Source organism: Streptomyces sp. NBC_01314, from assembly GCF_041435215.1.
Classification (GTDB): Bacteria; Actinomycetota; Actinomycetes; order Streptomycetales; family Streptomycetaceae; genus Streptomyces.
Map to the genome: position 1 here is coordinate 10204885 of NZ_CP108394.1, position 23831 is coordinate 10228715.

Here is a 23831-nt window from a genome sequence, read left to right on the forward strand (position 1 = left end):
ACCAACTCTCTGACCTGTGACGACTCATCTCTTGGAGAACAACGTGGGACAGCCGGTCCGCTCTGCGGCGTACCTGGATCCGGAATCATCCGTGGAAGCGAGGATCGAGGATCTGCTGTCACGGATGACCCTGCCAGAGAAGGTCGGGCAGCTGCTGATGCTCGACGCACAACACGGGGACCTGGCCGACATCGTGTCGGCCAAACTCGCCGGATCGGTCCTGCACGTGTCTCCCGAGCTGATGCCGCAGGCCATGGAACTGGCAGGGCGGACACGGCTCGGCATTCCGTTGCTGACAGCCGACGACGGCATCCACGGCCACTCGTTCTGGCCGGGCGCGACCATCTTCCCGACACAGCTGGCCATGGCCTGCACCTGGGACCCCTCCTTGCTCCACCGGGTGGCACGCGCGGCCGCGACCGAGATCGCGGCGACCGGAATCCACGGGACGTTCTCCCCAGTGCTGTGCATCACCCGGGACCTGCGCTGGGGCCGGATCAACGAAACGTTCGGCGAGGACCCGTTCCTGATCGGTGAACTCGGGGCGGCGATGGTGCGCGGCTATCAGGGCGAGGGCCTCAGCGACCCGACCGCCGTGCTGGCGTACGCCAAGCACTTCGCGGGCTACTCCGAAACCATGGGCGGGCGCGACGCGAGCGAAGCCGATCTCAGCCCGCGCAAGCTGCGCTCGTGGTTCCTGCCCCCGTTCGAGCAGGCCGTTCGGGCCGGCTGCCGCGGCTTCATGCTCGGGTACCAGTCGATCGACGGCGTGCCCATCACCGCGAATCAGTGGCTGATCAACGATGTGCTCAAGGGCGAGTGGGGCTTCACCGGGACGCTGGTGACCGACTGGGACAACGTCGGCCGGATGGTCTACGACCAGCGGACCTGCGCCGACCACGTCGAGGCGGCGGCGGTCGCCGTCAACTCCGGGAACGACCTCATCATGGCCACGCCGGCGTTCTTCGAGGGCGCGCAGGAGGCGGTCGCCCGCGGCCTGGTCGAGGAGAAACAGATTGATGACGCGGTGCGGCGGGTTCTGCGGCTGAAGTTCGAGCTCGGACTCTTCGAGGACCCCCGCACCCCCGACCCCGAACGGCAGGCGCAGGTGATCGGCTGCCGCACCCACGCCGACCTCAACCTCGAAACAGCCCGTCGTTCCCTGGTGTTGCTGCGCAACGAGGGCATCCTGCCCCTCGAAGGCAGGCTGACCTCGGACGGAACCGGCCGCGCCGCGAGCCGGGGCACCCCGCGGACGATCGCGGTCATCGGCCCCAACGCCGACAGCCCGGAAGCCATGCTCGGCGACTGGGCGGGCGCCACCGGCCAGGTCCCATGGATGCCCGAAGGCCATCCCCGCGAGACGGTGGAGACGGTGCTCGACGGCCTTCGCGCCGTCGCACCCGCCGACTGGACCGTCACGCACGCCCGCGGAGCCGACATCGCAAGCCCCGCCGCCGACCCTGGATGGTCCCTCGGTCCCGACGGCCAGCCACAGCCGGACGTTTTCACCCCCGCCCCGGTCGACCAGGCACAGCTTCGAGAGGCCACCGCCGTCGCGCAGGCTGCCGACTACGCCGTCGTGGTCGTGGGAGACACCATCGCCCTCACCGGCGAGGTGCGCTCGACGGCCACGCTCGACCTCCAGGGAGGCCAGATCGCCTTGCTGGACGCGGTCGCCGCCACCGGCACACCCATGATCGTCGTACTCGCCCAGTCCAAGCCGAGCACGCTCCCAGAGTCGGCACTGAACGCGGCAGCCCTCATCGAGGCGTTCAACCCGGGCATGCGCGGTGGCCGCGCCATCGCCGAACTCCTCCTCGGACTCATCGAACCCAGCGGCCGGCTCCCACTGTCCTTCGCACGCCACGTCGGTCAGCAACCGGTCTTCTACAACCAGGTGCGAGGCCAGCACGGCAACCGCTACGCGGACCTCACCCAAGACCCCCTGTTCGCGTTCGGCGAGGGCCTCACCTACACCACCGTCACCTACTCCGACCTTGTCGTGCACGACCCGGAGGTCCCCGCCGACGGCACCGTCGACGCCACGGTGCGCCTCACCAACAGCGGCAGCCGTCCGGCCCTGGAAACGGTCCAGGCGTACATCAGCGACCTGACCACCAGCGTCACCTGGGCCGAGCAGGAGCTGAAGGGTTTCACCCAGGTCGAGATCCCTCCCGGCGAAAGCGTGGACGCCACCATCAACATCCCGGCCGCTCACTGCTCACTCGTCACCGCGGACAACCGCCGAGTGGTCGAACCGGGTGAGTTCATGCTCCGCGTCGGCCCCAGCTCACGGCGGGAGCAGCAGCTGAGCGCGGGATTCCGCATCGGGACCTGAACCCCGTATCTGGACCTGTAGCCCGCATACGGGCTCGAAGACCCCCGCCCCGTCGGCCTGCCGCCCCGCCAAATCGAGGGCCGGCGGGGCGGGTTCCATCTGAAACACCGAAAGGCACGCGTGTGTCCACCACACCCCGCGATCCGCACCACCCCGTCGCGCACCTGCGCCCGCCCCGCAACTGGATCAACGACCCCAACGGGCTGGTCTTCCACGACGGCTACTACCACGTGTGCTACCAGTACAACCCGTCCGGAGCGACCCACGCGAACATGCACTGGGGCCACTTCCGCAGCCCCGACCTGCTGACCTGGGAGCCGCTGCCGATCGCCCTGTCCCCGAACCCCGATGGCGTGGACGCCGACGGCTGCTTCTCCGGCAACGCCGTCTCCGACGGCGACCGGCTGGTCGCCTTCTACTCCGCGCACCGCGAGGACCGCTCGTTCCAGCACCAGCCGGTCACCTGCGCCGTCTCGCACGACGGCGGCAACAGCTTCCGCCCGCGCGGCGAACTGCTCATCCCCGAGCTGCCCGAGGGCTGCACCATGTACCGCGACCCGTACGTCTGGCAGGGCGGCGACGGCTGGCGGATGCTGGTCGGCGCCGCCCTCACGGACGGCCGCGCCGCCGCCCTTCTCTACGACTCACCCGACCTGGAGAACTGGACCTACCGGGGGCCCTTCGCAGCCCGCCGTCCGGAGCCGATCAGCGGCACCGCCCAGCTCACCGGCGAGGGCTGGGAATGCCCCCAATACCTCCCGGCAGCCGACGGACCCCACGCCCTCCTCGTCAGCACATGGACCGAACCCACCGGTCCGCAGAGGGTCGCGGCCCTGATCGGCGAAGAGCATGACGGCCACTTCGAGGCCGGCCCAGCGGTACTCGCCGACCACGGCCCCGATTGCTACGCGCCCGCCCTGCTGCGGGCACCGGGCGACCGGTGGCTGCTGTGGGGCTGGTCATGGGAAGCCCGCGACGAAGCCTGGGCCGTCGCGGACGGATGGGCCGGCGTCCTCACCCTGCCCCGCGAGATCCACGTCCACGACGACGGCACCCTGCGCCAGCAGCCCGCCAACGAACTGCTCGCCCTGCGCGGCGAACACACCATCCACGCCGCAGGCGAGACACACGGCCCGCAGCCGGTGGACCTCGGCAACGTGGGCCGGGCCTTCGACCTGACGGCCCGTCTGGAGCCGACCGCCGGAAACGCCGGTCTGCGGCTGCTCACCACCCCGGACGGCTCCGAGTACCTCGACATCCGCGTCGATACCGACGCGGGCGAACTGGTCGTCGACCGTGACCACGCCTCACTGGACCCCCGGGCCAGCGGCGGCTCCTACCGGATGCCCTGTCCCTCTGGTCAGCCGGTCGAGCTGCGCGTGGTCGTCGACCACTCCATCGCCGAAATCTTCCTGACCACCACCGGCCAGGTCCTCACCCTGCGCTTCTACCCCACAGGGCAAGGCCCCTGGCGACTTGAGGCCCGCAGCGCACCGGGTACGCGCCTCGGCTTCGCGATCGACGCCTGGGAACTGCACCCGCTCGTGATCAAGGAACCGAGCACCGGCACCGCGGCGCCGACGGCGACGGCGACGGCGCCGTCGCCGTCGCCGTCGCCGTCGCCGTAGAACCGACTCCAACCGGTCGATCCCCCACCTCGGCAATGCGTCCCACCCCCTCTCCCAAGTACTGACCAAGCAGGTCCGAAGGAGGATCTTCCATGAGCTCATACGGTCTCGGACGACGCCAGTTCCTGGCCACCGCCGTCGGTGTCGCCGCCACCTGGACCTCGGTTTCCGGGAACGCCATCGCCGCCCCGCAACTGAAGCAAGCCTCACGTGACAATTCCGTCCGTGTGTGGCTGACCGACGTATCGGCCGACAAGTGGGTCGCCGGCCAGGACGATGTGCTGTTCAAGGCGAGGCGAACGGCCAACCCGCTCACGATCAAGATCGACGACAGCGTCAAGTACCAAAAGGTCCAAGGCTTCGGCGCGGCCATGACCGACTCCTCCGCCTGGCTCATCGACAAGCTGTCCACCGCCGAGCGGACCAAGCTGATGAACAAGCTGTTCGATCCCTCGAAGGGAATCGGCCTCAGCCTGCTCCGCTCCCCCATGGGTGCCACGGATTTCAACGCGTCCGGGAACTACTCCTACAACGACATGCCCGCCGGCCAATCGGACCCGACGCTGTCCAACTTCTCCATCCAGCACGACGTGCCGTACATCATTCCGGCCTTGCGGCAGGCCCTCTCACTCAACCCGTCCATCAAGATCATGGCCAACCCGTGGAGCCCACCAGGCTGGATGAAGACCTCCGACTCCATGATCGGAGGCACCCTCAAGAGCGAGTACACCTCAGCGTTCGCCACCTACTTCGTCAAGTTCATACAGGCCTGTGGCGAAGCCGGCGTGCCCATCTCCTACATTTCACCGCAGAACGAACCCATGGGTACGCCCACCTGGCCCGGAATGTTCCTGTCCGCGTACCAGGAAGCGGAGTTGATCCAGGAGATCGGCAAGGCGTTCGAAGCCAACGGAATCTCCACGAAGATCCTGGCTTGGGACCACAACTGGGACGTGCCCTCGTATCCGGAGACGATCTTCAGCGACCCCGCAGCCTCCAAGTACACCGCGGGAACCGGATGGCACATCTACAGCGGCAACCCGAACTACCAGACAGTGGTCCACAACGACTACCCGAGCAAGGAAACCTTCATCACGGAAGCCACCGGAGGCGTTTGGCAGGACAGCGACCAGACGGCGTTCAGCGAAGCACTGGGTACGTGGATCATCAACGGCACACGCAACTGGGCGAACGGGGTGATGCTGTGGAACATCGCACTCGACCCCGATCGGGGCCCGCTCAACAGCGACACGGCCGGTATACCCATGCTTCGGGGCCTGCTCACGATCGACCCTGCCGACAGGCGGGTGACCTACAACGTGGATTACCACGCCCTCGCCCACGCCAGCAAGTTCGTCAAGCCCGGAGCACACCGGATCTACTCGAACACCTTCGGGGAAGGCAGCGTAGAGAACGTCGCGTTCCAGAACCCGGACGGATCGAAGGTCCTGATCGCGCACAACTCGGGCAGCGCCGCGAAAACCTTCAGCGTCGCGGACGGGACGCACTCGTTCGACTACACCCTCAACGCCGGCGACGCCGTCACCTTCACGTATGCCGGGCCTACGCGGAGCGGCCACACTCCCGCAGCGACCAAGGTCGCGGACCCGACACACGACTTCACGTTCACGTCGGCATCCGGTCCGGTCACCGTCACGTACGACCCGGTACTGCTGCCCTACCAGAACTCGATCCGTACCGGAAACAAGCTGGTCACGTATTCCCTTCCGATCGGAGCTTCCGTCCAGACGACAGGAAGGGCACTGAGCCGCAGCAAGTGGACCGCCACGGCTTCGGCGCAGCCGGATTGGGGTATGGCCGCGAACGCGATCGACGGCGACATCAACACCAGGTGGAGTCTGGGGCACGGGCCGACGAGCGGCGACTGGTTCCAGATCGACCTGGGGAGCCCCACGAGCTTCAATAAAATCGTCATCGACACCGGCGTGAACAACTCGTTCGACTACGTCACCAAGTATCAGATCTACGTTTCGAACGACGGTGTCGATTGGGGCAGCGCGATTGCGAGCGGCAGCGGAGGCATTGGCAAGATAGCCGTCACGTTGCCGACCCGGACTGCACAGTACATTCGCATCGTCAGTACTGCGGCCTCCGGCTTCTGGTGGGGCATCGGCGACATCGAGGTGTACGGGTCTGCGCGTGGAACCGGCTCGATCACAGCTCCGGCAGCGGTATCGAACGGCCTCCAGCTGAAGAACTGGACCAGCAAGGAAGGGGAGCAGGTCACCGCAGTATTCAACGGGACCACCGGCAGCAAGAGCTTCAAGATATCCACCGACGGCTCGTACACGTATACGCTGCCCAGCGGCACCTCGGCGATGTTCACCACCAAGAAGCTTTCGAGCTTTCCATCGCCGACCTTCAGCGATTTGAAGCCGGAACGAGGCATGCCGCGCTCCAAGTTCACGATTCGCGGTTCTGGTTTCGGTGATGCACAGGGGCTGGGTACGGTGTATTTCGGATCGAGCTATGCCGAAATAGACACCTGGTCGGACACCAGCATCAGCGCCTACGTTCCGAAGGGACTTCCGGCGGGGAAGGTCACTGTTTCCGTGAAGGGAACCAGCGGAGTTGATGCAGGTGGATCTTCGTTCGACGTCATCGATCCAGGTCCTGCACTGCCGCGGGCGGGCTGGACCGCAAAGGCTTCGGACGCAAGCCAGTGGGATGCGCCCGGAAACATGCTCGATGGCAACTCTGACACTCGGTACAGCTCCGGAACAGGGCAGTACGACGGCCTCTGGATCCAAGTGGACATGGGGCAGACGCAGACCTTCGACAAGATCGTGTTGGATGTCGGCGGCAGTGTCAGCGACTATGCGCGGAGCGCAGACGTATACGTGTCCACGGATGGAACCGACTGGACCAAGGTCTCTTCCGTAGCGGACGGCCAACGAGTCCACCTGATCTCCTTCCCGACGCAGACGGCTCGCTACATCAAAATCGTCAATACTGGCAATGTTGCGCGCAGCTGGTGGTCAGTCGCAGAATGCAACGTCTACAACTGACCTCGGGCTTTCATGTAGGGCGACCGTTGGCCTTGCCCCCGGCGTAGAGGAAGTGCCTCTTGTCGGCGGGAACAGGGAGTGTTGATGTCCTTGTTCCCGTGGACGAGGCACTCTCCGGGCGCCTGTGGCGACTTCAGGCCCGCAGCGCACCGAGTACGCGCATCGGCCACGCGATCGACATCCGCGTTGCCAGACAGCAACAGGCCCACGACGGGTTCGCCGAAACCACCGCGGCCGTGGTCGACGAACCCCATCAGCGGGTGGTGCCCAAAGGTCTTCTTCCAGGTCGCGGCGGCGTCCTGCTTCGCGGAGTGCGCCAGGACGTGGACGCCATCCAGGTCCACGATCACATGCCCACCCGCGTCCGGCGCCGCTTCACCGGCCAACCGTCAGACACGTTCGCGCACTTCGGCGCGGGCGGTGTGCAGCGCGGCCAGGACCCGCTGCCCGCGCCGACGACAGCTTGCTAATCAGCCGGCCATGGTCGGGTCGGAGGCCACCCGCCCCGAACACGGCCACCAAGGACCTCGACAATCCTCATTCTTGCTGGTCTTGTGTCCTGAACATGAAAGGGAGTTGATTGTAGGCAACTTCTGGAAGTGATGCTGTGTGGGAGATGAAGGTTTTGTGGCCCTTCAGAGCCGCCCTGTGGGGGGAGGCTCTAAACCGCCTCATGCTGCGTTAGCTAATGACTGTCGTGGTGAGCGATGAGGGAAAAGGCGTCGTAAGAGGCGTCAGGTGGGGATCGGGAAGACGAACGCAAGTGAATCGCTGCTGACGTGTCGAAAAGAAAATAGACGGCATCGAAACCGGGGTGTGACCAGAACTCCGGGATGAGCCTGGCGGGTGCCCGCTTATTGGCCAGGTGGTGTCCGGCATGTAGGCGACGTGAGTCCGGTCTGCGGCTTCCGCATGGAACAGGAGAAGGCAGGTCCCGATACTGCCCGCCAAGCGGCGGGCGAGAGGGAGTGCCCCAAGCAGCAGTCACTGCAAGGGGCCGAGTACCGACGCGGGGCGTGCCGGCGGACCGGCTCGTAGTAGTGATGAAGCCCCTGTAACGGGGGTGGAGCGAAGGGGCCGGGTCGTTCGTGGCTGAGTTGATCGCATCAACCGGACACCGTCCGGGAGGAGTTCGATGGGCCAGTTGAAATCGTCGACCAAGCCGTTTGATATTTCAAAGTGGGAAATCAAGGAGGCGTGGGAGGAAGTCAGGGCTAACAAGGGTGCACCCGGTGTGGACGGACAGAGCGTAGCGGACTTCGAGAAGGACCTTGAGAAAAATCTGTACAAGGTTTGGAATCGCATGTCGTCGGGCTCGTACTTTCCGCCTCCAGTGCGTGCGGTGGCCATTCCCAAGCCGCACGGGGGCGGCGAGAGAATGCTTGGCATTCCCGCTGTCGCCGACCGCGTGGCACAGACCGTGGTGGCCCGGCATCTGATGCGCAGGGTGGATCCCATTTTCCACCCGGACAGCTTCGGATACCGGCCCGGACGGTCCGCCTTGGATGCGGTGGGGAAATGCCGGGAACTCTGCTGGAAAAGGGACTGGGTGGTGGAGTTCGACATCGCCAAGTTCTTCGACAGTGTGCCCTGGGACCTGCTGGTCAAGGCGGTGGAAGCGCACACCGACGCCGTCTGGGTGAAGTTGTACGTGCGGCGGTGGCTCGCTGCCCCGCTCGTCATGCCTGACGGCTCCCTGCTGGAGCGGGAGCGCGGGACCCCTCAAGGGGCTCCGGTGTCTCCCGTCATGGCGAACCTGTTCCTGCACTACGCGTTCGACACCTGGATGGACCGGGAGTTCCCGTCCGTCTGGTTCGAACGGTATGCGGACGACGCGGTGCTGCACTGCGTCACCGAGCGCCAGGCCCGCCAGGTGCTGGCCGCGCTCACGGACAGGATGGTCGAAGTCGGGCTGCGGCTGCACCCGGACAAGACCCGGATCATCTACTGCAAGGACGGCCGCCGACGTGGCCCTTACGAGCACACGTCGTTCACCTTCCTCGGGTACACGTTCCGCGCCAGGAGGAACCGGAGTCGGCACGGGAACCTGTTCCTGGCGTTCGACCCGGCGGTCAGCAAGGACGCCCTGAAAAAGATGGGGCGGGAGCTGCGGTCCTGGCACCTGCACACCCGCTCCGAACTGTCCTTCCACGAGCTCGCCCGCAGGATCAACCCTGTGGTGGCGGGCTGGCTCAACTACTACAGCCGCTTCAGGCCGTGGGAGCTGATCCCCTTCGTGATGCGCATCAACGCCTACCTGGTGCGCTGGATCCGCCAGAAGTACAAACGGCTCGCGGCCCAGAGGAAGGCCATCGTGAAGATGCAGGAGATCGCCCAGCGATACCCCCGCATGTTCGCGCACTGGCGCCTGACCACGGGCGCCGTATCGGTCTGACGACCAGAACGACAAGAGCCGTGTAACGGGCGACTGTTACGCACGGTTCTGTGAGAGCCGGGGGGTGAGATCCCCCTCGGCTACTCGGCAGAGGCGATTTTCGTTTGTCTGACCGCCCGTCGGACACACGCTGCCTGAAAGCGTGGGGCTAGAAGGACAGGACTCGCTGGGGCCACCTATGGATCGAAGTCACACTGAGGCACCGAGAAGCCCGCGCGAGGATCCACGCGATCTGATGTGGCCTTGCCCTCAACTATTGTGCAACTAGTTGCATAAACGGCGTGGCGTCGTCTACAACCTTGATGACGACGCCACGCACGGAGGACACCCATGAGCCGTTACCCGCACTTGCTGAGCCCTCTCGACCTGGGCTTCACCACACTCCCCAACCGCGTGCTCATGGGCTCCATGCACGTGGGCCTGGAGGAGGCCGAGCGCGGCTTCGAGCGCATGGCGGAGTTCTACGCGGCCCGAGCGCGCGGGGGAGTGGGCCTCATCGTCACCGGCGGCTTCGCGCCCAACGAGGCCGGACGCCCGTACGAGGGCGGCGCCAAGCTCACCACCGACGCCGAGGCGGAACAGCACCGGCAGATCACCGACGCCGTACACCGCGAGGGCGGCCGGATCGCGATGCAGATCCTGCACTTCGGGCGGTATTCCTACCACCGCGACCTGGTCGCGCCCAGCGCACTCCAGGCCCCGATCAGCCCGTTCGTCCCGCACGCCCTCACCGACGCCGAGGTCGAGCAGACGATCGAGGACTACGCGAACGCGGCCCGGCTCGCCCGGCAGGCGGGGTACGACGGCGTCGAGATCATGGGCTCCGAGGGCTATCTGATCAACGAGTTCATCGCCGCCGGGACCAATCACCGCGACGACCGCTGGGGCGGCTCGTACGAGAACCGGACGCGCTTCCCCGTCGAGATCGTCCGACGGGTGCGCGAGGCGGTCGGGGAGGACTTCATCGTCGTCTACCGGCTGTCGATGCTCGACCTCGTGCCTGGCGGGTCCAGCTTCGACGAGGTGGTCACGCTGGCGAAGGCCGTCGAGGCGGCCGGGGCGACCATCATCAACACCGGCATCGGCTGGCACGAGGCCCGCATCCCCACCATCGCGACCTCGGTGCCGCGCGGCGCGTACACCTGGGTGACCAAGAAGCTCATGGGCGCGGTCTCGGTGCCGCTCGTGACGACCAACCGCATCAACACCCCTGAAGTGGCCGAGGAGTTGCTCGCCGACGGCCACGCCGACATGGTGTCCATGGCCCGCCCGATGCTCGCCGACCCGGACTTCGTCAACAAGGCCCGTGAGGGCCGCTCCGACGCCATCAACACCTGCATCGGCTGCAACCAGGCCTGCCTCGACCACGTCTTCGGCGGCGAGATCACCTCCTGCCTGGTCAACCCGCGCGCCTGCCACGAGACGGAACTCGTCCTTGCCCCGACCCGGCTGCGCAAACGCGTCGCGGTCGTCGGCGCGGGCCCCGCCGGGCTCGCCTGTGCCGTGAGCGCGGCCGAACGCGGCCACGAGGTCACGCTGTTCGACGCCGCGAGCGAGGTCGGTGGCCAGCTCAACGTGGCCCGCAAGGTCCCCGGCAAGCAGGAGTTCGACGAAACCCTGCGCTACTTCCGCCACCAGCTCGACGCGCACGGCGTCGACGTACGCCTGGACACGCGCGTCACGGCCGACGACCTCACGGCCTACGACGAGGTCGTCGTGGCCACCGGCGTCACCCCCCGCACCCCCGAACTTCCCGGCGTCGACCACCCCAAGGTCCTGAGCTACCTGGACGTCCTGCGCGACGGCGCCCCCGTGGGCGACCGCGTCGCGATCCTCGGCGCGGGCGGTATCGGCTTCGACGTCGCCGAGTACCTGACCGACGGCGGGGAGAAGACCAGCGAGGACCCTGCCGCGTACTTCCGTCAGTGGGGCGTCGACATGGACTACCGCGCCCCGGGCGGCCTGGCCGCCCCCGAGCGCCCCGCCCCGCCGCGCTCGGTCCACCTCCTGCAGCGCAAGACCTCCAAGGTCGGCGCCGGACTCGGCAAGACCACGGGGTGGATCCACCGCACCGAGCTCAAGCACCGCGGCGTCACCATGGTCCCCGGCGTCCAGTACGACCTGATCGACGACGCGGGTCTGCACGTCACCGTCGACGGCGTCCGCCAGGTGCTGGAGGTCGACACGGTGGTCCTCTGCACGGGACAGGACCCGCGCCGCGGGGTGTACGACGACCTGGTCGCCGCCGGGCGGTCCGCGCACCTCATCGGCGGCGCCGACGTGGCGGCCGAACTGGACGCCAAGCGGGCGATCAAGCAGGGGACGGAGCTGGCGGCGGCGCTGTAGGGGGCCCGGCCACGAGGCGCGTGCGGCTGTCGTGATCCCCGCCTTCCTAGGATGAGCCCATGTCACTCCCGCACGCGATCCTCACCGCCCTGCTCGAAAAGCCGTCGTCGGGCCTTGAGCTGACCCGGCGGTTCGACAGGTCGATCGGATACTTCTGGTCGGCGACGCACCAGCAGATCTATCGCGAGCTGGGGAAACTGGAGGGCGAGGGCTACATCAGGGCCCTGCCCTCCGAGCGGCCCGCCCGGGGCCAGAAGAAGAGTTACGAGGTCCTGCCGGCCGGTCGCGACGAACTGGCCCGCTGGACCTCCGCGCCCCAGGACCCCAAGCCGTGGCGCGACGCGCTCTTCGTCCGGCTGCGCGCCGCCGCGGTGGTGGGCACGACCGGTCTTGAGGACGACATGAGGCGCCATCTCACGCTGTATCAGCGGCAGTTGGCGGAATACGAGGAGATCGAGAAGCGGGACTTCGGGCCAGGCCGGGACACGGCCCAGGACCGGCTCCAGCATCTGATCCTGCGGGCGGGAATCGACCTGCTGACCTTCTGGATCCAGTGGCTGACGAACGCCCTGGAGGAGTTCGAGACGCTGCCGGGGGAGACCGGTGGCGGTGGGGAGAACACACGGACCGAGTAGGCGGCCGTCCGCGTCACGGGACGACCGCGCACCCGGGCTCACAGACGATGCGGCTTCGCGCGGCGGCGCAGGTACCAGACGGCCGCCCCCGTGCCCACGGCCACCAGCGCTCCGCCGCCCACCAGGGTGACGGTGCCGTACTCCCGGGTGGCTCCGCCGACACCGCCCATGACGCCGCGTGCCGGTGAGGCCGTCGTGGAGATGGCGGGCGTGGCGGCGGTGACGATGACGGACTGGGTGCCCGCCGTGGTCCCGTCCTTGCACACCGCGATCACGGTGTACGTACCCGGGCCGACGTTCGCCCAGGAGGCGGCCTGGGTGGTGCTCGTGCCGGTGAGGGTCGCCTGACGCCCCTGGGAGAAGTTCGCCTGTCCGCTGGAGAGCAGCGAGGCGGTACCGAACGTGCCGTTGGTGCTCGTGGGGCAATCCCTGGTGGTGACGGTGACCGAGGATCCGGTGGTGCTCACCGAGATCCCCGTGGGGGCGGCGACGGCCGACGGCGCGGTCAGGGCGATCGGCAGCACGGCGGCGGCCGCGGTCGGGCCGAAGCGGAGAAGTAGCTGGGACGTACGCATGGTCTGCCCTCCAGCGGCACGGTGGCGGCACGTCCCGTGTGCCGCCGAGGATCGGGAGACCCGTGCTGCCTCAGGGTGAGCCAACGTGCCGTTCGCCCCGTCCGCATGCGGACGGCCCCCGGGCAGGTGACGGATTCCGCCGAGCGGGGGACCCGGCGCACGGCTTCGGCGGTCGCTCACCCCTCGGTGGTCACCGTCCGTTCCGCCGAGAACCCGCCCCAGGTCCCGTCCGGGAGCTTCGCGCGGATCCGCACCCGGTACGACACCCCGGACTCCCGGCCCACGTAGAAGCTGTGGGCGGCCCGGCCTCGGGGCGGGGTCCCGCCCCAGACGAGCGAGGTCGCCCGCCGCCGGTCGAGCTGGATCTCGTACTCCGTGATCACACCGTCGACCCGCGGCGGCAGCCAGGACAGTTCGACGGAGTACGCCCCGTCGGCCCGGCGGATGCCGGCGCGGAACCCGGTGGGCGCGGTGCCCCGCCCGTCGTCCGCCCCCGGCGCGGTCGTCAGCCGTACCGCCCGGCTCACGGGCGAGACGTTGTCCGCCGCGTCCCTCGCCCGCACGGTGAAGGAGTACCGGGTGCCGGGCCGCAGCCCCGTGACCACGGCCGCCGTCTGTCCCCCGCCCACGCTGTGGATCTTCGAGCCGCCCTGCAGGATGTCGTACGAGACCACGTCACCGTCGTCCGTCGACGGCCCCCAGGACAGCCGCACCACCCTGCTCCCGACCGCCTTCCCGCCGAGGCGCCCCGGGCGGGTCGGGGTCCGGCGGTCCGTCGGCCCGGCGGCGGGCGTCGTGGCCCGGACCTCCGTACTGGGCGGCCCGAGGTCCCCGGTGGCATCGCGGGCCCGGACCGTGAACACGTAGGTGGTGGACGGTCGGAGCCGGGTGATGTCCACCATGTGCTCACCGCCCGGCACGGACTTCACCTTCGTGCGGCCCCGGTACACCTCGTACGCGGCGATCTCCGGCTCGTCGGATGCCCGGTTCCACATGACGTGCACGCTGGTGGCGCTGCCCGCCTCGGCGGTGACCCCGGGCGGGGCCGGCGGCGGGCGGCGACCGGGGCTCTCCTCCATCGCGCAGGCGGATGTGAGGAGCAGCGAGCCGCAGAGCAGCGACGCCGGGACGAGTGCCGGCACGGGAACGCGTCGCATGATCCTTCCCCTCGTCGGTCGAACCACGGCGGGATTGGTCTGTACCTATCTTCATGTATGGCATGACTGACGCGGTCGCATCAAGGGGTGGGTGCGGAGCGATCCGCCGCCGCCCAGATGCTTCGCCCGATGGACGGGTTGGCTGCGACGCGGTTCACGGCATGGCGGGCGGATACGTATGCTGGGGCTCCGACACGGCGTGAACTCGCCTGCTGCGCAGGTCTGTTCACGTCGTACGGCGCGGGCCGCTGTCGTCGCCGATCCCGCGCCGACGAGAGCGGCCGAGCGGCCGGGGCCGAGTCGGGCCCGGGCCCTCGGCCGCGCACCCGTGCGAAAGGGTGCCGTGATCCGTCCGGCCCCTTCCCGGTGGCCGTCCTCTCCGACCCTCACCACCTTTGGGTGAGTGTCCGTCATGTCCCCCCCGGAGAGGGTTCCTCATCGTGCGTGTCCGCTCGTTGACGCTGGCCGCCGTCGGCGCCGCCCTGCTGGCCCCGGTCGCCCTGCCCGCCCTCGCCCACCCGCAGCGCCCCGTGCACCGGGAGGGCGGTGTGACCGCCGCCGAACTGCTGGCCAGGGCGCGTGGCTGCGTCCGGGTCTCCGAGGGGCTGTACAGCAGCGACGCGGGCACCCCCGCCGACATCCCGGTCTGTGGTGTCGACGGCGCGGTGTTCTGGAAGGCGGACATGGACATCGACTGCGACGGCCGGCCGAGCCCGCGCTGCAACAGCGACACCGACCCGTGGTTCCAGCCCGCCACGTCGTTCCTGCAGTCCGACGGCCGGTACCTCCGCTCCGAGAGCCTGCCGTTCATCGTCGTCCCCGCCGCGAGCCGCACGTGGGACTACCGGGTCCACGGCGTCAAGGGCGGTTCGGTCGCCGCCGTCGTGTTCGAGGACCGGGTCCAGTACGCCGTCGTCGGCGACACCGGTCCCCGGAACATCATCGGCGAGGCCTCGTACGCCACGGCCGAGGCTCTCGGAATCCGCCCCGACCCGCGCAAAGGCGGCACCGCCTCCGGCGTCACCTACATCGTCTTCGAGGACTCCAGGGTGACCCCGATCGAGGACCACGAGGCGGCGGTGGAACTGGGGGAGAAGCTGGCGCGGAAGTGGGTGGGAGGGGTGGCGGTGCGCAGAGGGGCGACGATGCGTGGCGGGGCGGCGAGCTGACCGCACACTCCGGGGCCTGTCGCCCGACCGGCCGACAGGCCCCGACGCGTGTGCCGGGTCCCCCGGACGGTCACTCCTTCCGGTACGCGTACGCCTCCGAAGCCGCGGCAGCCACCGCCGCGAGGTCCGCGCCCGTCGAGGCCGTGACGACCGCGGCGACGGCGCCCTCGACGAACGGGGCGTCGACCAGGCGGGTGTCCGCGGGGAGTTCGTCGCCCTCGGCGAGGAGGGCCTTCACGGTGAGGACCGCGCTGCCGAGATCGGCGAGGACCGCGACGCCGGCGCCCCGGTCGACGGAGGCGGCCGCCGCCGAGATCAACTCGGCGCTGGTGCCCAGGCCGCCGTCCTCGGTTCCGCCGGCCGGGGCGACGGGAACGGCGGCGCCCGCACCGGTGAGCCCCTTCGCCAGTTCGGCGACCGAGGCGGCGACGGCGGCACTGTGCGACACCAGCACGATGCCGACCGGCTCTACGTCAGGCATCGGTGGCCTCCGCACTCCCGGCGGCGGTGGTGAGGGCGGCGATCAGCAGCGCGGCGGACGTGGCACCGGGGTCCTGGTGCCCGATGCTCCGCTCGCCGAGGTAGCTGGCCCGGCCCTTGCGGGCCTGCAACGGCGTGGTCGCCAGGGCGCCTTCCTCGGCGGCGGCCCGCGCGGCGGCGAACGAATCGGCGAGCGCGTCGACCGCCGGGACCAGCGCGTCGATCATGGTCTTGTCGCCCGGCGCGGCCCCGCCCAGCGCCATCACCGCGTCGACCCCGGCGCGCAGCGCGTCCGTCAGCTGAGCCTCGCTCACCTCGGCCGCGTCACCGAGCGCCTTTCCGGTGCGGCGCAGCAGGGTGCCGTACAGCGGGCCGGACGCGCCGCCGACGGTCGAGATCAGCTGCCGCCCGGCGAGCACGAGGACGGCGCCGGGCGTGTCCGTCGCCTCCTTCTCCAGCACGGCCGCCACGGAGGTGAACCCGCGGCGCAGGTTACTGCCGTGGTCGGCGTCCCCGATCGGCGAGTCGAGCTCCGTGAGCCGCTCGGCCTCGCGTTCCACCGAGGCCGCGGTGGCCGTCATCCAACGACGGAAGAAGTCGGCGTCGAGCACGTAATCTCCTTGCCTGGTACGTGAACTGACAGACAATCAGGGTTGGGGCAGCCCGCGAGACCCTCCCGGGCGCGGCCGCATGCTCCCTCACACACCCCAGCGCAGTCCCGGCGTCCTCACCGGCGCGTCGTACAGTCGCAGCAGCTCCTCGTCGATCTGACACAGCGTCACCGACGCGCCGGCCATGTCGAGCGAGGTGACGTAGTTGCCGACGAGGGTGCGGGCCACCGCGACCCCGCGTTCGGTGAGGACGCGTTGCACCTCCGCGTTGAAGCCGTACAGCTCCAGCAGGGGGGTGGCGCCCATGCCGTTGACGAGCAGCAGCACCGGGTTGCGCGGGCTCATGTCGTCCAGGATGGCGTTCACCGAGAAGTCGGCGATCTCGCGGGAGGTCATCATCGCGCGCCGCTCACGCCCCGGCTCACCGTGGATGCCGACCCCCAACTCCAGTTCCCCGGCGGGGAGATCGAAGGTGGGGCTGCCCTTGGCCGGAGTGGAGCAGGCGCTGAGGGCCACCCCGAAACTGCGGGAGTTTTCGTTGACCTGCCGGGCCAGCGCCTCCACCTGCTCCAGCGGCTGCCCCTCCTCGGCGGCGGCCCCCGCGATCTTCTCCACGAACAGGGTCGCGCCCGTGCCGCGCCGCCCGGCGGTGTAGAGACTGTCGGTGACGGCCACGTCGTCGTTGACGAGCACTTTGGCGATGCGGATGCCCTCGTCCTCGGCGAGTTCGGCCGCCATGTCGAAGTTCAGCACGTCGCCGGTGTAGTTCTTCACGATGAACAGCACCCCGGCCCCGCTGTTCACGGCCGCGGCGGCCCGGACCATCTGGTCCGGCACGGGCGACGTGAACACCTCACCGGGGCAGGCCGCCGACAGCATTCCGGGCCCCACGAACCCGCCGTGCAACGGCTCGTGCCCCGAGCCGCCTCCGGAAACCAGCCCCACCTTCCCGGCCACCGGCGCGTCCCGCCGCACCACCACCCGGTTCTCCACGTCCACGGTCAACTCGGGATGCGCGGCCGCCATGCCCCGCAACGCGTCCGCGACAACGCTCTCCGCGACATTGATCAACATCTTCATGGGTGCCTCCTGGTGGGAATATCGGATGAGTCGCTGACCGGCGTCTTCGCAGGTCGGAATGGGTTTGGGTCAGCTATTGATTTTTTGCGGTCGTGGCGGTTGCGGGCAGGCTCCGGCGGTACTGACGCCGACTCAACGCATGCTGAACATCTGTTGGAAGTATCGACCTTGCGGCAGTGAAGGTCACGCGCGCAGACGCGCGTGCGCGTCATGGGTGTGGGGCCGCTCTGCCGGATGCGCCGTGTGGGGGGTCGGGAACGAGAGGGCTTGCCGGAGACCCGGGCGATGGGTGAGGAGCCGGCATACGCCTTCAGGCCGCGGGCGTCGGTGAGGGAGGGCGGGATGGGCGGCGCGGACGCAGCCGGGGATGTCGGCGCGCGCTCGCTTCGATCGCGCGTCGGCGGGCCGCCGGGCGGGGTGGCGCCACCGGCCGGCGGCGTCGACTCCTACCACGGGCTCCGGTTCCAGCCGACCACCACGAGTCGGTTTCCGCATCCCAGGAGGGCATCCCAGGCACTGCCTGTTTCCGCAGTTCAGCGGGGATGGGACGGTTCCACTGTTGCAGGCGGGGCGGCAGCTGTTGTCGTGGATGCCCGGCGTCTTCGAAGCTCTGGGTGTCGCACCGGCCGAGGCAGAACGACCGCCCCGGCAGCAGCATGGCAACGACACCCACCCCGCACCTACGTACCGGGGCATCCATGTGTCCGAGTACCCAAGGTGGGCAGTCGGGCCGGCCGTCCTCGCACAGGACGCGGACGAGGTGACGACACGTCGGCAGGCGTCTTCGGCACGAAGGCCGGAACCGCCCGAGAGCAACACATACGGATCAGAGAAGGAAGACGCACATGAACAGGAAGTCCCCCGCACACCGTCGTCCGAGCCGCCGCGCGGCCGTCGCTGCCGGCCTCGTCCTGGCTGTCGGACTCGGTGTGTCGACACAGGTGTCGGCGCAGGCGGCTGTCCGTGGCCCCGCAAAGGCGTCCACCGCCGCACCGCAGTCGGTCAGCGGCACATCCGGCCAGGCGGTGACCCGGGTCGCCGACTTCTACGGCGCGTACATCGACGCGAAGGGCGACTACACGGACCCGGACGTCACGCTGGCCACGGCGCTGCGCAAGCACTACCTGACGCCCGGCTTCGCCAAGCGGCTGGCGGCCTGGGAGAAGAAGAACGGGGCGGACGGCGTCCTGCGTGCCCAGAACGTCCCGGCGCGGTGGACGGTGACCGACAACGGCTCCATGGGTCACAGCCATGAGGTCATCGTCACCCTGACTTTCGGCAGCGGGAAGACGACGCAGAAGACCAGGCTTTTCGTGCTGGTGGAGCGGTACAACCACATCGCCGACATCGAGACCACGAGCGCTCGCTGACGGCGGAGCGGCCCTGTCCCGCCCTGTCCCGGCCGGGACAGGGCGCCGGGGTGGGAGGTCGACGGATGCCCTCCGAGCAGGGCCGGGCGCCGTGTTGGTACGAGCTGCCCGCGACCAAGGCAAGCGCGGCGGCCCATGGCCGTTGCTCACCTGCAACCAGGTCGCCCCGCCCGGCCGGGATGAACAGACCGCGGACAAGGGGCGCTTTCTCACGAGGGCTCCGGCCCGGCGGCCGGTTTCGGGCAGGGGCCGGACGCCTGCCGACCTGGCCCGCAGGCCGGAGAGGAAACGCGGGGGAAGGCCGCCCCTCCGCACCGGAGTGCTCAGAAGGGGCGGCTTCCATACGGGGCGGGTCTCAGCATTCGTAGAAGCTGATGTGCCCGTCACCGTTCTCGTCCACCGAGTCGCCCCAGAAGTTGTTGTCCGACGTCCAGCCGTAGTCGTTGGTGCCCGCGACCCGGACGTACCACCAGACGTTGCCGTAGGAGTTCTTCTTCCAGCAGTGGAGGTAGATCAACTTTTCTTGGCCCACCCACCCGACGTTCCAGCATCCGTCCGAGTAGGGCCCGCTCTTGAGGTTGTAGCCGTAACCGTCGTTCCAGAACGTGTACCCGCGCCCTTCCCCGTTGGCCGTGGGAGTCCAGCACTCCGCCTGCGGAGCGGCTTGCGCGGACGGCGCGATCGCGGTGCTGACGCCGAACGCCATGAGGACTGCGAGCAGGATATTCACGGCCGCTCGGACCGGGCGGTGCTGTGATGTGGTGCTCAGCATGAGGCGGTACCTCTCTGTGGATGACGTGGGTGTGCGGTCGCAGCGGGATTCCAGAGGACTGCTTTTCGGCGGCGGTCGTCTGGTTCCGTCTGGCCGTGAGTGAACGGGGCGATATGCGTTGACATGGTGCCTGACATGTTCATGGGCTTGTTGGCATCCCGTGCACGGCTGTTGGCATTCAGCGCACTGCAGGCATGTCGGGGTGCTGGGTCTGGTGGCGGTGGGCGCGTGGTGTGATGCCGTACAGCGTCTTGAAGGCGCGGCTGAAGGATGTCGGCTCCGGGAAGCCCCAGCGTGCGGCGATCGCGCTGATGGACCGGGCGTCGAGGCGGGGGTCGGCCAGGTCGCGGTGGATGCGTTCCAGTCTGCTGCGGCGTATGCCGTCGGCGATCGTCGTTCCCTGGCCCTGGTAGAGCCGGTGGAGGTAGCGGACGGAGACCTGGTGGGCGGCGGCGACAGCAGCCGGCGTGAGGCCGGGATCCCCGAGGTGTTGCCGGATGAACGCGTTGATCCGTGTGCGCAGGACGGTTTGCTGCGATTCCGGCGGCAGGAGGTCCTCGGCCCGGGCGGCCTCGGCGAGCATGGCGCTCAGCAGGTCCAGGGTGACGTTGGCCAGGCGGAGCGCGTCGCATTCCTCGTACTGCGGCGCGTGGTTCATCAGATCGGTGAGGTAGTGGCGGAAGAGCGCGCCGATGCCCGTCTGTCCCTGAATGCGGGTCAGGGTGAGCTGGTCGAGGGTGTTGGAGTGCAGGGGCAGTCTGGCCCGGGGTATCTGCACGATCAGTGAGGAGACGTCGGGGCGGTCACGGGCGGCGGTTTGGGCCTGGCAGGGCCTGGAGGAGTCGTAGAGCACGAGATCGCCCTCGCCGACGTCGACGTGTCGGCCCGATTGACTGAGCCCGACCTCCCCACGGACGGTGAGCCACAGCTGGAACACCTCCGGATCACCTTGCCGGATCAGCGCCGGGGTCCGGCGCGCATGCATGGGCGGGTAGCTCTGTGCGAAGGTCTGGATGTCGCCCAGGTGCAGTGCCTGGGAGCTGGCGAGGAAGTCATCCAGGTGATCGCTGGCCATCATGGTGCGAAAGTGGGCCTGGGAGATCATCGCTTCCCAGTGGTTGAATCGTTCGGTCCCCGACAGATGTTCCGTCGAGAACGCCGTCCAGATCACTGTCCCGCCAGTCCTCTCTCCTGAGGGCCCCAGTTCTCGCAGCCCTGTTCATGGACGCCCACGGGCGCCCCGATTTGCCCAGATCACCCGACCGAGAAATGCGGGACCAGGCAGCCAAATACATGCTGACCTGCGGGCCGGCGGAGTTCTTTGCTGCCCGGCCATCAGATCGCCTGGCCCCCCAGCCGGAGTTGGCGGTCGCTGCACTGGTGGCTGTGGAGTCCCTCTTGCCGGTAGGTGCTCGGCGGGATTCCGTAGGCCCTGCGGAATGCGCGGGTGAATTCGGAAGCGTGGACGAAGCCCCAGCGTGTGGCCAGGAAGCCGATGGTTTTGTCGGCCAGTTGGGGATCGGCGAGGTCCCGGCGGCAGCGTTCCAGGCGTCGTTGCCGGATCCAGGCGTTCACGGTGACGCCCTGCGCCTGGAACAGCTTGTGCAAAAACCGCACGGAGATGTGGTGGGAGCCGGCGACTGCGCCGGGCGACAACTGCGGGTCGCCCAGGTTGCGTTCGATGAAGGAGTGGATGCCGACCATCAGCGTCTGGTGGCGGCTCTCGGGTGGAACGCCGTCTTCGGTGTCCGTGTGATGCGCGAGGAACGCGGTGATCAGGTCCACGGTGAGCCCGCCCAGACGTATGGCGTCCTGCGGTCGGCAGGTGTCGGACTCAGGTGCCAGTCGGGTCAAGAACTGTGCCAGGAGAGCCCCCATGCCGGTATTGCCCGGTAACAGCGCTCCGAGGAGGCGGTCCACCTTCGCCGCCGGAAGAGGAATCGCCGCACGGGGCACGTTCACGACGATCCCCTCGACCGGACCGTCGTTGTCGGGGAAGGCCGAGGCGTCCCATGGGTGCGTCGTGTCGTACAGCAGCAGGTCGCCGACCCCCACCAAGGCGTCACGCCCGCAGCGGGAGATGCTCTGCCTGCCTCGCAGGGTCAGGGCCAGGTGATACAGCTCCGGGTCGGACCGACGAACCAACGCGGGCGTGCGACGCGAGCGCAAGGACGGATAGGACAGCACTGCCACCTGAACGGCCCCGAGGTCCAACTGCCGGGCACAGGCCCGGAAGTCATCGGCATGGTCGCTGGTGATCTCCGTGGGCGCGAGCGTGTGTGCGGTCAACTCCCGCCACCACTCGAACCGATCGCCCACCGGCAGGTCCTCACTGCGCAACACCGTCTCGATCACCTGACCACCCCCCTCCCATCATGTCCTCATCAAGGGGTCGAAGGGCAGGCGGCACGCTCTGTTGAGGAGCGGGAGGGCGGGATGGGCGGCGGGGGCGCGGCCGGGGGATCGGGGCGCGTCCAGCCGGGCCGCCGTCAAGTGGTCCAGCCGCTACGACCACCTGCGGGAGGCCACCCGGCCGAACCGCCCGTGGGGACGCGCACGCCCCACGTCGCAGTCATGTCGCTGCACGACTTTCAAGCGATCGTCACAGCCGCCGCCCACTACTGGGAAGAGGTTCAGCGTGATGCACGGCTCAGGCCCTTAACCGATGAGGCAGCACCTTGAGTTCACCCAGAACACACGGGTCGAAACCCTCCAGAAAGCCTGAACACCCGTTGGTTCCCGACGAAGAACCCTCAGTTTCGCTGAACCCGCGGGACTCGCCGCCCCGGAGTCCTAGCCCGGACACCAGGGAACAAGTAACCCGACGGTAGGTTTGGTTCGCGCTGGCCACGGCCTGCGTCGCGGCGGCGGACGAAGACCCCCCGCCCGTCACCAGGGACCAGGTCACCGGCCGTTGGAAGGGGGACTGCGCGGGGACGGGGGCGACGCTCGACATCGTTGCGGACGGCACCTTCAGTGCCAGGAAGTTCCTTGCCAACGTCGAGGGCATAGAAAACGAGCCACGGCGGGTCGACGGCACTGGACCGTGGTCCCTCTCCGAGGGCGTCGAGGGCGTCACCCCGCAGACCCTCAGGCTGAATCTGTACCACCGCATCTACGCACTGCATTTCGTCCGCGACGGGAGCGAGTTGCGCCTGCGGGTCATCATCGACCCCGACGCCGGGCTCGACTGCAACTTCGAGAAGACGGGCTGACGCCCGGTTCGGCCGACGTCGTAGAACTCCGGGGCCAGGCAGACCCGCTGTGACACCCGCGTCACATCACCTCTCACCTGCCCGTCACGCCCGCCTACCGGTAGTTCTGTTGTGACGCTGCAGATGCTGCCCTGGATCGAGAACGCCGTGCGACGCCACCACGTCCTGTGCACTTGGCTCAGACGTGCTGCATCCAGATATTGGGCTCCGTATAGGTGCCCTGGTCAGCGGACTGGTCGACCCGTAGCAGGCTGAGTCCTCCTGGGATCACGTAGTCACCCGTCTCTGGGAACACCATGCCGGTCCACTGCTCCCACTCGGCGATCGTGCCGGTCATGGTCTGCGACTGGGGAGCCGCCGCGAGAATTCGGGCGCCCAGACGCTGGTGGGTGCGGATCCATGGATCGAGGGCCATGCCGTCCTCGCGGGTCCACCCCATGAACGCCTCGACCGACGCCAGCGGGTAGCGCGCCTTCAACGTCGGGCGCACCGGTGCGATGACCCGTGGCCATCCGGCGCCCTCGGCGAGCCGACGCAGTGCGTTGAGCATCTCCCCGGCCAGGCCGCGTCCCTTGAGTGACGGCGTAACGATCGCCCCACAGATCACCAGAGTGTCGGGGTCGACGCCATGCTCCCGGCCCTCGACGGCACGGATGATGGCCTGGGTGTAGCCGGTGGGGAGCGTTTCGGTCCGCCCGTCCCACCGGATCGGTATACCCCAGCCGGACGCGACCGGAAAGCCCCGCTCATCCACCAGCGTGAGATCGAGGTCGGCGAACCACTCCCTGATCCTGCCGATGTACTGCTTAGCCAGCCGATCGGCTGTGATGAACTCCGGGAAACCCTCACTGAAGAGCTCGCGCAACTGCTCATCAGGCCACGTACGTGCGTCTGTTCGCTCAACGATCAATGTCACGGGCCCGTTTATAGCGCACCCTCCCAAGCCGAGCGATGAAGTTCAGCCCCATGACTTCGGCAGAGTCGCCTGACGATTCGTGATCACGCGAGTCCGAGGAGCGCGAGGGGGC

18 protein-coding genes are annotated in these 23831 nt (G+C 68.4%); 9 read left to right on the forward strand and 9 right to left on the reverse strand.

Features of this window, described 5'->3' with window-relative positions; genetic code table 11:
* The first annotated feature begins 43 nt into the window (after window positions 1–43).
* From OG622_RS44815 to OG622_RS44845, 7 genes are all read left to right on the forward strand, one after another.
* On the forward strand, window positions 44–2341 hold the full coding sequence (locus OG622_RS44815) for a glycoside hydrolase family 3 N-terminal domain-containing protein (protein WP_371584419.1): 2298 nt from the start codon (window positions 44–46) through the stop codon (window positions 2339–2341).
* 122 nt (window positions 2342–2463) lie between these two features.
* A complete protein-coding gene (locus OG622_RS44820; RefSeq protein WP_371582802.1) occupies window positions 2464–3969 on the forward strand; it encodes a glycoside hydrolase family 32 protein in 1506 nt (501 codons plus the stop codon).
* 92 nt (window positions 3970–4061) lie between these two features.
* Entirely contained in the window at window positions 4062–6998 is a 2937-nt protein-coding gene (locus tag OG622_RS44825) for a discoidin domain-containing protein (protein WP_371582804.1), read from the forward strand.
* A 98-nt stretch (window positions 6999–7096) separates the two neighbouring features.
* Window positions 7097–7468, forward strand: a complete 372-nt coding sequence (locus OG622_RS44830; protein WP_371582805.1) for a hypothetical protein — start codon at window positions 7097–7099, stop codon at window positions 7466–7468.
* 665 nt (window positions 7469–8133) lie between these two features.
* Window positions 8134–9393, forward strand: coding sequence for a group II intron reverse transcriptase/maturase (gene ltrA, locus OG622_RS44835; protein ID WP_371582806.1), 1260 nt, complete (start codon window positions 8134–8136; stop codon window positions 9391–9393).
* A gap of 330 nt (window positions 9394–9723) precedes the next feature.
* The gene (locus OG622_RS44840; RefSeq protein WP_371582807.1) at window positions 9724–11739 is read left to right on the forward strand and encodes an FAD-dependent oxidoreductase; all 2016 of its coding nucleotides are present in this window, start codon (window positions 9724–9726) and stop codon (window positions 11737–11739) included.
* Window positions 11740–11798: 59 nt separating this feature from the next.
* Complete coding sequence (locus OG622_RS44845; RefSeq protein ID WP_371582808.1) at window positions 11799–12374, forward strand: PadR family transcriptional regulator; 576 nt, start codon at window positions 11799–11801, stop codon at window positions 12372–12374.
* Between the two features lie 38 nt (window positions 12375–12412).
* Here OG622_RS44845 and OG622_RS44850 read toward each other — a convergent pair whose 3' ends face one another.
* Complete coding sequence (locus OG622_RS44850; protein ID WP_371582810.1) at window positions 12413–12949, reverse strand: hypothetical protein; 537 nt, start codon at window positions 12947–12949, stop codon at window positions 12413–12415.
* A 176-nt stretch (window positions 12950–13125) separates the two neighbouring features.
* Window positions 13126–14106 (reverse strand): fibronectin type III domain-containing protein, encoded by a 981-nt coding sequence (locus OG622_RS44855; RefSeq protein ID WP_371582812.1) that lies wholly within the window; start codon window positions 14104–14106, stop codon window positions 13126–13128.
* Window positions 14107–14546: 440 nt separating this feature from the next.
* Here OG622_RS44855 and OG622_RS44860 point away from each other — a divergent pair, with 440 nt between their 5' ends.
* Window positions 14547–15275, forward strand: coding sequence for a glycoside hydrolase family 75 protein (locus OG622_RS44860; RefSeq protein ID WP_371582813.1), 729 nt, complete (start codon window positions 14547–14549; stop codon window positions 15273–15275).
* Between the two features lie 70 nt (window positions 15276–15345).
* On the opposite strand, the gene OG622_RS44865 is transcribed toward OG622_RS44860, so the two are convergent.
* From OG622_RS44865 to dhaK, 3 genes are all read right to left on the reverse strand, one after another.
* Window positions 15346–15756: a PTS-dependent dihydroxyacetone kinase phosphotransferase subunit DhaM gene (locus OG622_RS44865; protein ID WP_371582814.1), complete on the reverse strand. Its 411-nt coding sequence runs from the start codon at window positions 15754–15756 to the stop codon at window positions 15346–15348.
* Window positions 15749–16366: a dihydroxyacetone kinase subunit DhaL gene (gene dhaL / locus OG622_RS44870; RefSeq protein ID WP_371582815.1), complete on the reverse strand. Its 618-nt coding sequence runs from the start codon at window positions 16364–16366 to the stop codon at window positions 15749–15751. Before dhaL ends, OG622_RS44865 begins: the two co-directional genes overlap by 8 nt.
* A gap of 87 nt (window positions 16367–16453) precedes the next feature.
* Window positions 16454–17446 (reverse strand): dihydroxyacetone kinase subunit DhaK, encoded by a 993-nt coding sequence (dhaK, locus tag OG622_RS44875; protein WP_371582816.1) that lies wholly within the window; start codon window positions 17444–17446, stop codon window positions 16454–16456.
* Between the two features lie 845 nt (window positions 17447–18291).
* Between dhaK and OG622_RS44880 the strand changes: the two genes are divergently transcribed.
* The gene (locus OG622_RS44880) at window positions 18292–18816 is read left to right on the forward strand and encodes a hypothetical protein (protein ID WP_371582818.1); all 525 of its coding nucleotides are present in this window, start codon (window positions 18292–18294) and stop codon (window positions 18814–18816) included.
* 355 nt (window positions 18817–19171) lie between these two features.
* On the opposite strand, the gene OG622_RS44885 is transcribed toward OG622_RS44880, so the two are convergent.
* The 4 genes from OG622_RS44885 to OG622_RS44900 all read right to left on the reverse strand — a co-directional run bounded on the left by OG622_RS44885 (window position 19172) and on the right by OG622_RS44900 (window position 23719).
* Window positions 19172–19588 (reverse strand): hypothetical protein, encoded by a 417-nt coding sequence (locus OG622_RS44885; RefSeq protein ID WP_371582820.1) that lies wholly within the window; start codon window positions 19586–19588, stop codon window positions 19172–19174.
* 178 nt (window positions 19589–19766) lie between these two features.
* On the reverse strand, window positions 19767–20693 hold the full coding sequence (locus OG622_RS44890) for a helix-turn-helix domain-containing protein (protein WP_371584420.1): 927 nt from the start codon (window positions 20691–20693) through the stop codon (window positions 19767–19769).
* A 230-nt stretch (window positions 20694–20923) separates the two neighbouring features.
* The gene (locus tag OG622_RS44895) at window positions 20924–21943 is read right to left on the reverse strand and encodes a helix-turn-helix domain-containing protein (protein ID WP_371582822.1); all 1020 of its coding nucleotides are present in this window, start codon (window positions 21941–21943) and stop codon (window positions 20924–20926) included.
* A 1038-nt stretch (window positions 21944–22981) separates the two neighbouring features.
* Window positions 22982–23719 carry a hypothetical protein gene (locus OG622_RS44900; protein ID WP_371582824.1) on the reverse strand — a complete coding sequence of 246 codons (738 nt, stop codon included), beginning with the start codon at window positions 23717–23719 and terminating at the stop codon, window positions 22982–22984.
* Window positions 23720–23831: the final 112 nt, after the last annotated feature.